The organism is Salifodinibacter halophilus, from assembly GCA_012999515.1.
Classification (GTDB): Bacteria; Pseudomonadota; Gammaproteobacteria; order Nevskiales; family Salinisphaeraceae; genus Salifodinibacter; species Salifodinibacter halophilus.
Map to the genome: position 1 here is coordinate 2,189,308 of JABEEB010000001.1, position 11,550 is coordinate 2,200,857.

An 11,550-nucleotide genomic window follows, 5' to 3' on the forward strand; every position below is an offset into this window, starting at 1 on the left:
CTATTGATCGCTATCGGACTGTTGGCCTATGACGGCCAGCGTATGCCATCCGCCGCGGAGATTGAAAGTCAGGCGCGTAAGCTTATTGAATGGATGCTGAAAAAGCTCCTGGAGACCAAAAACGGCGGCGCCGCCCAACGGTCCGCCGAAGATCGTACTGACAATCGTCAAACCGCTGCCGATTTTGGGAGTCACGACGACGCGTGCATTGACGTCGCGGCTGGCCAGTCCAACCCGGCCACTAAACGCAATCTTGGCCGAATTGGTGTTCATTCGGGCGCCTTTGATAAACGCGTTGCCGTTAACAAGCCGTGCGGGCACCGTTAGCTTATCGAACGCCAGCCCGGGCTTAGCGATATCGTTGAAATTTAGCAATAACCGACTCGGTAACGCGTTGATGTTCAACAGCCCGAGTGCACGCGCCGGTCCGGGGCTTACGCTCGGCAGACTGCCATGATCGAGTGTCGCCTTGGCGTTACCGTGGAGCGCGCGTAGATCCAAACCGCGCGGGTTGGGGGCAATATTCAAATCACCCTGGATGTGTGTTCGTGCTGCCTCGATCGGTAGCGGCAGGCCCAGTCCGTTGGCGATAGTTGGCACATGTTTGCCAGTTAGTTCGAATTTGAGATTAGCTGTGGTCCGACCTTCGTCGCGCTGCCATAGGCCGCTGACATGCGCGGTATCCTTATTCGCTTGCCACTGGGCTTTGGACAAGCGCCAACCGCCGGGCGCCGCACTTGCGTTGACGCGTAGTTCACCCAGTTGGTTATCGCCTAGCGATAAGTTTTGGATCGTCGCGTTGATCGCGGGCAGTTCGGTTGGTTTGACGTCGGGGAGTAAAACCGGCCACTCCGTTATCGCTCCCGACGTTGTTTCTTTCGAGCGATCGGCATTATCGGTTTCGTTATCGTCGGCCTCGACATTGTCGAGCGCTAGTTTGTTCAGCGATGCGCCGACACGCAGTCGCTGATTGGCCGTGTTGGCGACCGAGACCCGGCCGTCAGCATACGGGCCGCCGAGCGCAATCTGCCAGCCACGATTGGACGGCCGTGTCGCGTGTGCATCGATTTTGAGATTGTCGAGTGCGACCTTGCCCAGGCGCAGAGTGTCTATATCGAGATCGGCGCCGCGAAAGGCCAGCGTCGTGGGGTTGTCACCATCTTCGTTCGATCGCCGCTTTGCTTTTGCTTGCAGCATACGGCGAATAACGTAAAACCAGCCGGGTCCGTCGACGAGCTGGGTATGACCGCCGATCCAGATGCCCGGGGTTGACGGCGGTGTCGGCGGTTTGTCGCCGAGCAACACCTGAACCCGGGTGGGAGATGCGTTTTTGAGCTGGACATTTGCCGTGATGCGGTCGTCGTAGCGCGCATGCACACGTGAGCCGTCGGCGGCGACTTGTAGCGCAAGCGGTGTGGTCGCCTGGGGCCGCTTGGCCAGCGGTGGCGGTAGCTTGAGGGCGATTCCCTCGAGGTCGGTATTGATTCGAAACGGTGAACGTTTGCCGTGCGGCCCGATCCGGAAAGCAAGGTCATAATGGGTCGCGCCGTGGATATATTGCAGCCAGCGGCGCGGTATATAGTGCGCCAGTAGATCGCGATCCCGGGGCAGTTTCGCTTGGCCCTGGACCTGGATCCGTTCGCCGCCGTCGTTTTCCGGAACCAGGTCCGCAGACAGTGACGTGCCGGCCAATTGGGCCTTGATGTCGCTCGCGCGCACCACGTCGCGTGAGAAAGACAAATCGCCGTGGATGTCGGTTATCGGCGCCGGCAACGCGGCCTGTTTCAAGGTGTCGCCCGCCAGATGCAGTTGCCCATCAACCTTGAGTTTGGGCATCTCGGGTTTGAGTGGAATCTTCAAGCGCGTCTGAACACGGGCGGGCCCGCTGGCGTGCAGTGGGCGTACGATCTCGCCTATTTCGTCGGCCAGTGGCGAATTCAGGATGAATGCCCGCAGTTTTTCCAGGCGCGTTGCTTTCGTTTTCGTTTGGATCGCGAACATCGGCTCGCGCACGTCTTCTATCGAGCCAGTCGACGGCGCCAGCTTGATACCGGCTATGCGTCCTTGTTCAAGTTTGGCTTTCAAACCGACGTTGTCGATCGACAGAGAACCGTCGGTGTTTTTGAGCTTGGGCCAGCCCGGTTTCGGCCGAAGTGTGACATCGCGTGCTTGGAGTTTGAGCGCGAACTGGCCCTCGGCGTGCTGGGTCGCGAATGGGAAATTGGCGAGTTTGCCGTCGAGTTTCAGTGTGGCCGACGGCACACGGCCGGCTATGACGCAGTGCCCGAGCCAGTCCCGCAATTCGGCGTTGGGGAGTTTCGCGTGCTGCGGAATATATTGGACGAGTTCGGACGCATTCGGTAGTTCGGCCTTGGCTACGAGGTGCGTGCTCGTCGAGCTTTTGGTGGGGGCGGTTACCCGGCCGTTAAGTGTTAGCCGGTTGTCGCCGCTTGTCGCCGACAAATCTTTGAGTTGTAGCCGGATTGCATCGTTTTTATGGCGCCAGGTCAGCGTGCCGTCCAGATCGTTGATCGGCAGGGTGCCCTTGAGGTAGCGGTCTGACTGGATGCGACCACCCGCGTGTTGGAAACGGATGGTGTGCGTGCCCGCCGTTTGTTGATAGCGGCCGCGGACGGGGCCAAAGCTTAGGTCCGAATCGGCAAACTGAAGTTTATCGAACGATGCGTTGAGCTCGAGTGCATGGTCGTTTCCGATCTCGGCCTGAAAACGAGGCACGTTCAGGCTTAACTTGGCATTTTTGATGGCGTCGACGCGTTGTTTGGCCTGTCGTGTGATCAGACTGCCGGGCAAATGTTTGCCGTGGACGACGATGTGGCGATGTTCGAGCCCGGCGTGGCCGGCGAGCTGCAACTTGTCCAGGTTGGCGACATTGCCGCTCGCCTGTTCGAGGTGGAATTGGACGCGATCACTGCCCGGCTTTTGGTTGAGCGCGAATGTGGCATCGATCCGTGGCGGTTGTGCGCCCGAGTCCGATGCGCTGCTGCCGATCTGTGTTTTGATCTGGGCGTTCGTATCGACGAAATGGTCTTGCTGCCAGCGACCTTCGAGTGTGATATCGAGGTGTCCGCCGCGTTGGCTGTTTGGAGTGCTTTCACCGGCTAGCAGTTGGCTGAGCTCAAACGGATCAGCGGTACGCATGTGGGCGAAAAATCGGGCGCTTTCAACGTTTGGTGGCTTCGCTTTTAATGTCGTGTGGCCACGTGCCGTCGGCAGCCAGGTCGGGCCTTTAAAATTGAATGACGCCCGCCATTGCTGGCCGTTTTCACGGCGTATGCGCACATCCAATGGCTCGAGTGCGACGCTACCGCCCGGTACCTTGGGCCCGGCAAAGTCGACACGAGCCTTTTTAACAATCAGTGCATCGAGGTACCCGCGCAGGCGGTCGAGTTTCTGCCAGTCGGGCGTCGCACCTTGCGTGCGCGACCAGTTGACTAAGCGCACTTGCCCGTTTGCCGACCGCCGGACTTTGAGACGCGGGCGTTCAAGGACGATTGCCTGCGCCTTGAAGCGGCCGCGTATAAGTGAATTCATGTCGAACCGGATTGTCACCCGGCGGCCGCGTACGGCTGGCTTGGCATGGTCTGGGCGAAACAGACCGACGTTTTTAAGCGTCACGGCCGGTCCGGCGCCGGCCCAGTCGAGCGACAGGGCCTTGGCGGTTACATGGCCGTCGATGTGTTGACTGGCGGCGCTGGTGATAGCGGGCCGCGCCGTCGTGGCAATCTGTTCGATGCCCCAACCGGTCAACGCCAGCATCAGTCCCAGGGAAGCGAACTGCGCCAGGATTTCGATCAGCGTTTTTTGCCAGTAGGGCGAATCAGTGGCCATGCGTGCGGCGGGCGGTTAGGACAGCGCGGCTACGGCGTTACAGCATAGCCGAGTTGGTGGCGTTCGGCGAATACGCCGTAGCGACGCGGTTTACGCCAAGCCGTAATCTTGGCCTCAACCGCTGCGGTGGTAGGGATGACCGGTAAGAATTGTATGCGCGCGGTAGAGTTGCTCGGCAACGATCACACGGACCAATGCGTGCGGCAATGTTAACGCTGATAACGACCGAGTCGCATCGGCCCGCGCGCGGACCGACGGGCCGAGGCCGTCCGGTCCACCCACCAGAAGTGCGCGATCGCGGCCGTCCATCTGCCAGGCGTCGAGATCGCGTGCGAGCCCTTCGGTGGACCAACTGCGGCCGGTTTCGTCCAGGGCGATCGCTTCGGCACCGTCTGGAATAGCGCGCAGCATGCGCCGGTCTTCGTCAGCAACAGCGCGCGTGGTGTCGCCACTTTTGCGGTCGCTAGCGGCGATCGCGGATAGGCTCAGATCGATACCACGCGGTAGCCGTTTGCGGTACTCGTCAAAGCCGGTATCGACCCAGGTTGGCACGCGCTTGCCAACGGCAATGAGCGCGATTTTCAATGCGAGCTGTTGGCTTGTCGCTCGTTGGTGCCGACGTCCCAGAGTTTTTCGATCTGATAGTAGGCGCGGGTGGCGGGTTGCATGACATGGACGATGACCCCGCCCAGGTCGATCAATGCCCAGTCGGCTGGTTCAAGTCCTTCGACGCGCGGCGCAAGCCCGGCTTGCTTGGCATTTTGGATGACGGTTTCCCCGATGCGTTTGACATGGCGTGACGAGTTGCCACTACAGATGATCATGTCGTCGGCGATGGTCGTCAGCGCGCGGACATCGAGCACCTGTATCGATTCGGCTTTGAGCTCGTCGATCGCAGCGCGGGCGATATCCAGTGGTTCGGTGTGTTCGGTGGTCATGAGCGCTCGGTGGTGGCGGGTTGGCTATAGACGTTCGTGGTCATCAGCTCCTCCAGAACAGTATCGGGCAGCAGGTAGCGTGGGCTGGCGCCGGCGGCCAGCAGTGCACGGATGCGGCTGGCGGATATAGCCAGCGTCGGCGGTTCGATCGGGATGATGGCGCCGGCCGGCCGGGATGCGAGTATGGCTGGGTCGTCGCTGTAGCGGATGTCGAGTTCGGCTGCGGCTTCGGCAGCTAGTGCCGGCCTCGAGCTACCGCGGTCGATCAGTGCGATATGCGCCAGTTCGAATAGTTCGCGCCAGTGGTGCCAGCTAGGCAGATCGGCGAATACATCACGGCCCATAATCAGGCACAGCGGTCTATTCGGCCATTCGGCGCGCATGTCGGCCAATGTGTCGACTGTGTACGAGCGTCCGGCGCGCCGCAGTTCCCGGCTGTCCATGGTCAGGCGGGGTTCGGGCGCGGTCGCGAGATTGACCCAGTGCGCACGTTGTTCGGCGCTAGCCGCTGGTGCGTCGCGGTGCGGCGGCTGGCCGTTCGGAATCATGCGGACTTCGTCCAGATGTAACTGTTCCGCGGTCTCCAGCGCCAGTCGGAGGTGGCCGTGATGGATTGGGTCGAATGTGCCGCCGAGAACGCCGATCGGCGGCTCAAGCGTCGGTTTGTCGTTGCTCAACGCAGGTGACCGTCGCCGTAGACGACATATTTTTCCGAAGTCAGCCCGAGCAGGCCCACCGGTCCGCGGGCATGAAGCTTGTCGGTGGAAACACCGATTTCCGCGCCGAGCCCGTATTCGAAACCATCGGAAAAACGCGTCGACGCGTTGACCATGACCGACGCCGAATCCACGGCTCGGGTGAAGTAGCGAGCTGTCGACCAATTCTCGGTCACGATGGCATCGGTATGGGCTGAACCATAGGCCGCAATGTGATCGACTGCACTAGTCAGGTCATCGACCACACCAATCGCCAGCTTGGGGCCGAGAAACTCCGCGCCCCAATCGCTGGCGGCAGCGGTTTCGATGGCGTCGCTCGCCGCACAGGCACGTTCGCAGCCGACCAGCGTTATACCGGCTTGCTCGAATTCATGGGCGAGTCGGGGCAGGACCGCAGGGGCGATGGATGCCGCGACCAGCAGCGTTTCCATGGTGTTGCAAGTGCCGAAACGCTGGGTTTTGGCGTTGACGGCTATGGCCACGGCTTTATCGAGGTCGGCGTCGGCATCGATATAGACGTGGCAGACACCGTCCAGATGCTTGATCACCGGCATCTGTGCATTATTGGCGACGCGCTGGGTCAGCGACTTTCCACCGCGTGGCACGATAACGTCGATATGTTCGGCGTCGGCTAGCATGGCGCCGACCGCGGCGCGGTCGGTGGTTTCGATCGCTTGCACGGCTGTCTCGGGTAGGTCGGCTTCGGCCAAGCCACGCGCCACGCAGGCCGCGATCGCCAAGTTGGTGTTGATCGCCTCGGAGCCGCCGCGCAAGATCGCCGCGTTGCCGGATTTGATACACAACGCGGCCGCGTCGACCGTGACGTTGGGCCGCGATTCGTAGATGATGCCGATCACGCCCAGCGGCACCCGCATTTGGCCGACCTGAATACCGGATGGCTGGTAGGTCAGGTCGTTGATCGCGCCGATCGGATCGGGCAGGGCGGCAACTTGGCGCAGGCCGTCGGCCATGCGCTTGATCGTGTCGTCGCCGATGGCCAGCCGATCGAGCGCGGCGTCGTCCAACGTGTGGCGCCCGGCGTCGAGGTCGCGCACATTCGCCGCCTTGATGGTGTCTCGGCCGTCGTTTAGCGCTTCGGCGATCGCTTCAAGCGCGGTGTTTTTCCGACCGGGGTCGGCCAGCGCCATGTGGCGTGCGCTGGTCCGGGCGCGCTCGCCGATTGCGTACAGTTCACGCTCAGTCTCGGCGTCGTCAGTGGTTTGGATGGCGTTCTGATCCATTTGCTTTCGGTGTCAGGCGGCTACCTTCCGCCCATATGTGCAGTCGACAAGTCCGTGGATCAAGCTTACCAGCTCATCCCATGCACGGCCGGCCTCGGCTCCTTTGTTAATCCGGTCGATGCGGGCGACGTCATGGAGTACGTGCGCCAAGTGGTCGCTGCTTGTCCGCCGTGCCAGCTCGGTGATCCGGCGTTTGCGAGCGGCTGGCATGAATACCTTGGACAAAACGGCATCGACTTGATCGTAACGCGCGGCTACTGCGGCTCGGTATAAAAGTCGGATTTCGCGGACCAGTGCCCAGGTGATTGGCACCGGGTCCGTACCTTCGGTGCGCAGACGGCGTAGCACGCGGATCGCGCCGGCGCGGTCGCCGTCGACCGCGCGCGCGGTTAGCGCGAACATATCGAAATGGGCGTCGTCGCCGGCTACGGCTTCGATCGTGGTTGCGTCGATTGTTTCGCCGGGTGTGGTCAGCGCCAGTCGGTCGATCTGCTGGGACGCAGCCAGGAGGTTACCTTCCGTGCGCTCGGCCAGTAACGCCACGGCGTCCTCGGCAAGGGTGACACCTGCAGCGTGTGCGCGGTTGTTGAGCCAGCTACGCAGCGCGTTACCGCTAACCGGCCAGGCGAAGACGGCGATACCGGCCGAACTAAGGGCTTTGTACCATGCACTCTGGCGTGCATTGCCTTGGAGCGACGGCGCCACGATCAGAATGATCGTATCGGCGGGCGGTTTATTGGCGATTTCCTTGAGCGCCGCCGCACCGGTTTTGCCCGGCCCCTGGCTCGGGATGTGCAGCTCGATGCATTGTTTGTTGGCGAACAGCGATCCGGTCGCGCCGGCGCTTCGAATGCGGTCCCAGTCGAAGCCGGGTTCAGCGTGGTGGATCTCGCGCTCGTCGAAGCCGTGGCGCCGGGCAGCTGCGCGCACGGCGTCCGCGGCTTCGACCACCTGCAGCGGCTCGCTGCCGCCGATCAGATAGATCGAGGCCAGTTGTGAGCCATCGAGTTTATCGGCTAGCCGGTCGGGTGCGATTTCCACGGTGCTTAGGCGGCGGCCTCGATCCGGTGGCTATGGCTGATATCGACGCTATCCTGGAGCATGATCGAGGCCGAGCAGTATTTCTCGGCTGAAAGTTGCACCGCCCGCGCAACCTGTTTGTCGCTCAGGCCGTGCCCGGTGACCACAAACGTCATATGGATGGCGGTAAAAATCTTTGGTTCGGTATCGGCGCGTGTGCCATCGACCTCGATTCGGCAGTCGGTCACGTCCTGGCGCGCTTTTTTCAGGATGTGCATCACGTCCATCGCGCTACACGCACCCACACCCATGAGCATTAATTCCATCGGTCGCGACCCAGCGTTTTGGCCGCCCAGGTCGGGTGGCCCGTCGATGGCTACGTCGTGGCCGCTGTCAGCACGGGCGTTGAACTGCAGTTCGCCCTGCCAGTTGATGACTGCTTGCATGTGAATCCGTATCCGGTGTTTCTACCGGAGTCTGTGGCGTGCTCGGCTCGCAATCAAGTCTTATGGAGCGAGCGGTTGGCTCAGTCCGGTTCCGCTAACAGTTGTTCCAGCGCCGTTGCCGGATCGGGTTGGCGCATGAACGACTCGCCCACGAGGAACACGCCAAATCCGGCTCGCTGGAGACGGCGGCGATCATCGGCGTTGTGGATGCCGCTTTCGCTGATGGTCAGTCGGTCCGCCGGCATGGCGGTCGCCAAGGTTTCGCTGGTGGTCAGCGTTGTCTCGAACGTCGTGAGATCGCGGTTGTTGACGCCGACAAGTGTCGTTTCCGGCAGACGTTTAACGCGTTCGAGTTCGGCGCGGTCGTGGACTTCGGCTAGAACGGCCATGCCGAGCGCTTCGGCGTGCGCGGCCAAATCGATTAGTTGTGCATCGGTCAGCGTCGCGACAATCAATAAAATGCAGTCCGCGCCCAGCGCGCGCGATTCGTCGATCTGGATGGGATCGAGCATGAAATCCTTGCGCAGCGCGGGCAGGCCCGACGCGTGACGCGCCTCGGCCAGATATGCGGCGCGGCCCTGAAAGTAGTCGCAATCGGTCAGAACCGACAGACACGCCGCGCCGCCGGCGGCATACCGCTCGGCGAGCCAGGTGACGTCGAAATCGGTGCGAATCAAGCCTTTGCTCGGTGAGGCTTTTTTAATCTCGCCGATGACCGCCGCCGGTGCCGTGGCGGCGAGTGCGCCGGCGAAATCACGCGGTGCCGATGCGGCGGCAGCGCGATCGGCCATCGCTGCGGCGCCGACGTCGCGGTAAAGTGCGTCGATTTCGCCGCGTTTGTCGGCGATAATGTCGGCCAGAACGTTGTTGCCGACTGCGCTTTTCATGGCGTTGTGGGCGCTTGTTCGGTCAGGTGCCGACTGAACTGGGCGATATCGTCGAGACGCCGGGTGGCATCGCCGCTTGCCATCGTGTCGCATGCCAGGGCGACGCCGTCGGCCAGATTGTCGGCCCGACCACTGACGTAGAGTGCGGCCCCGGCGTTGAAAGCGACGAGGTCGCGTGCCCGGCCGGGTACGCCCGATAGCGCTTGTCTGATCAGGCGTAGGCTGTCGGCGGCGTCAACGGCGCGCACGCCGTCCAGTGAGCCGCGTTCGAGGCCGACATCTTCGGGTGCGACCATGTAAGTGCTGATCTGGCCAGCTTTCAATTCGGCTACGCGCGTTGGCGCGTTGATTGAGAGTTCGTCGATGCCGTCGCCGCTGTGGACGACCATCACGTGGCGGCTGCCGAGCCGTTGCAAGACTTCGGCCAGCGGCTCGCAGAGGTGGCCGTTGAAAACGCCCATGACCTGATTCCGCGCACCGGCCGGGTTAACCAGCGGGCCGACAATGTTCAAAAGCGTGCGGATACCGAGTTCCCGGCGCGGGCCGACCGCGTGACGCATGGCGCCGTGGTGGGCGGGGGCATACATGAAACCAGCGCCGAGTTCGTCGATACAGCGGGCGACCGCTTCGGGTGATAAGTCCGTGGCGATGCCGGCAGCTTCCAGGACATCGGCGCTGCCGGATGTGCTCGAGACCGAGCGGTTGCCGTGCTTGGCGACCGTGCCGCCCGCGGCCGCAACCACGAAAGCACTGGCCGTGGAGACATTGAAAAGCCCCGAGCCATCGCCGCCGGTGCCGCAAGTATCGACCAGTTCGTCGGCAAGCGCGGGATTAACCGGCACCGGCGTGACGAGCTCGCGGAGCACCGAGGCTGCGGCACTGATTTCGGCCACGGTTTCACCTTTCATGCGCAGCGCAACCAGCAGGCCGCCGATCTGCGCTGGCGTGGCGCCCCCGGTCATTATGTCGCGCACGGCCCCTTGCATGGCTTCGACGGACAGGTCTCGACCGGAGGCGACGTGGTCTATGATCGCGGCATCGATCATGCCGCGATCTCGCAACGGCCGAGAAAACGCGCCAGCATGGCGTGACCGGCGTCGGACATGATCGATTCGGGGTGGAACTGCACGCCCTCAGCCCCGGTGGCTGGATGGATCAAGCCCATAATTTCGTCGATTTCGCCGCTCTTAGTTTCGGTCCAGGCGGTGATCTCGAAATCGGCTGGCAGGTCGTCGTGGCCGACAATCAACGAGTGGTAGCGCGTCGCTGTCAACGGATTGTCGAGATCCGCGAATACGCCTTGGCCGGTGTGATGAATCGGTGACGTTTTGCCGTGCATGACGCTGCGGGCCCGAATCACCGAGCCACCGAAAGCCTGGCCGAGGGCTTGATGACCGAGACACACACCGAGAATCGGAATTCGTCCAGCCAGGCGCTGGATCAGTTCCAATGACACGCCGGCCTCGCTCGGTGTACACGGGCCGGGTGAAATGACAATGCCGGCCGGTGCGCGCGCTTCGATTTCAGCCACGCTGATCTCGTCGTTGCGTGCGACGTCCACTTCGACGCCGAGTTCGCCGAGGTATTGCACGAGGTTGTAAGTAAACGAGTCGTAGTTGTCGATCATCAGGATCATTGTCGCTAATAACCTATTGAATGCTAAAAATTAAAACTTTATGACCCATCGCCTGTTCTACACATTGACCTTGGAATGCCTTAGCAACATGCCGCCAGATCGACAAGCATAGCGTACCGAGGCGCTACGATGATCGCTCCGCCGCCCAACTGGGGGCTACCCCGTTCCAACGGACGGTTTGGGAAAAGCCTGAAAACAACAGGTCCGGCTTGGCGACGCGTCGCCGCATTCTAGGATTATAGAATCGCTCGATGTAGTCAAAGAGGTTTGACCTGGCGATATCCAGCGTGTGGTACCTGGCGCGATGGACGCGTTCGCGTTCGCGTTCGCGTTTAAGTACACTGCAAAAGCCTTCGCAGGCAGCATTGTCGTCGCAATGGCTGACGGCACTCATCGAACACGTCAGCGTGTTGTTCTTCAAAAAAACGCTGATAATCACCGCTGGTGAACTGGCTGCCGCGGTCGGAATGCAGAATTACGTCCGCCTTGCCTTGACGCTGCCAGACCGCAATTTCCACCGCTCTTATGACCATCTGTCGATCCTGTCGGTGTGAGAAAAGCCGCACAGCCCAATCGCAATGAACAAGAGCATCACGGGAGGTGCGAAGCCAAGGATCGTGAGTGTCGCAGAATGACACGGCAGACTGCGCGCTGCCTGGAATAGCCCGGATAGCCCATCTGCGCAGAGCGAGGAAACGCGGTTATTTCTCGCTTTGCGAACCGGTTTCGACTTCGTGATCAATAGATGGTCGCCGGAAGGTCTCAACGACCTTCAAAGCGCCTAGCAGTCCGGCGATACTTATCGCTGCCGGCAGCC

At 61.6% G+C, this 11,550-nt stretch carries 10 protein-coding genes and 1 pseudogene; all 11 read right to left on the bottom strand.

Features of this window, described 5'->3' with window-relative positions; translation table 11 throughout:
- A complete protein-coding gene (locus HKX41_10210; GenBank protein ID NNC24514.1) occupies positions 1-3,849 on the bottom strand; it encodes a hypothetical protein in 3,849 nt (1,282 codons plus the stop codon).
- A gap of 114 nt (positions 3,850-3,963) precedes the next feature.
- The gene (rlmH, locus tag HKX41_10215) at positions 3,964-4,434 is read right to left on the bottom strand and encodes a 23S rRNA (pseudouridine(1915)-N(3))-methyltransferase RlmH (protein NNC24515.1); all 471 of its coding nucleotides are present in this window, start codon (positions 4,432-4,434) and stop codon (positions 3,964-3,966) included.
- Positions 4,431-4,787: a ribosome silencing factor gene (gene rsfS / locus HKX41_10220; GenBank protein NNC24516.1), complete on the bottom strand. Its 357-nt coding sequence runs from the start codon at positions 4,785-4,787 to the stop codon at positions 4,431-4,433. The genes rlmH and rsfS overlap by 4 nt, the downstream gene beginning before the upstream one ends.
- The gene (gene nadD, locus HKX41_10225; GenBank protein ID NNC24517.1) at positions 4,784-5,464 is read right to left on the bottom strand and encodes a nicotinate-nucleotide adenylyltransferase; all 681 of its coding nucleotides are present in this window, start codon (positions 5,462-5,464) and stop codon (positions 4,784-4,786) included. Before nadD ends, rsfS begins: the two co-directional genes overlap by 4 nt.
- Entirely contained in the window at positions 5,461-6,744 is a 1,284-nt protein-coding gene (locus tag HKX41_10230; GenBank protein NNC24518.1) for a glutamate-5-semialdehyde dehydrogenase, read from the bottom strand. Before HKX41_10230 ends, nadD begins: the two co-directional genes overlap by 4 nt.
- 12 nt (positions 6,745-6,756) lie before the next feature.
- A complete protein-coding gene (gene holA / locus HKX41_10235; protein NNC24519.1) occupies positions 6,757-7,785 on the bottom strand; it encodes a DNA polymerase III subunit delta in 1,029 nt (342 codons plus the stop codon).
- 5 nt (positions 7,786-7,790) lie between these two features.
- A complete protein-coding gene (locus tag HKX41_10240) occupies positions 7,791-8,210 on the bottom strand; it encodes an OsmC family protein (GenBank protein ID NNC24520.1) in 420 nt (139 codons plus the stop codon).
- Between the two features lie 80 nt (positions 8,211-8,290).
- Positions 8,291-9,097, bottom strand: coding sequence for an indole-3-glycerol phosphate synthase TrpC (trpC, locus tag HKX41_10245; protein ID NNC24521.1), 807 nt, complete (start codon positions 9,095-9,097; stop codon positions 8,291-8,293).
- The gene (trpD, locus tag HKX41_10250; GenBank protein NNC24522.1) at positions 9,094-10,143 is read right to left on the bottom strand and encodes an anthranilate phosphoribosyltransferase; all 1,050 of its coding nucleotides are present in this window, start codon (positions 10,141-10,143) and stop codon (positions 9,094-9,096) included. Before trpD ends, trpC begins: the two co-directional genes overlap by 4 nt.
- Positions 10,140-10,733: an aminodeoxychorismate/anthranilate synthase component II gene (locus HKX41_10255; GenBank protein NNC24523.1), complete on the bottom strand. Its 594-nt coding sequence runs from the start codon at positions 10,731-10,733 to the stop codon at positions 10,140-10,142. Before HKX41_10255 ends, trpD begins: the two co-directional genes overlap by 4 nt.
- Before the next feature lie 190 nt (positions 10,734-10,923).
- A pseudogene (locus tag HKX41_10260) lies at positions 10,924-11,284 on the bottom strand (DDE-type integrase/transposase/recombinase).
- Positions 11,285-11,550 lie beyond the last annotated feature (266 nt).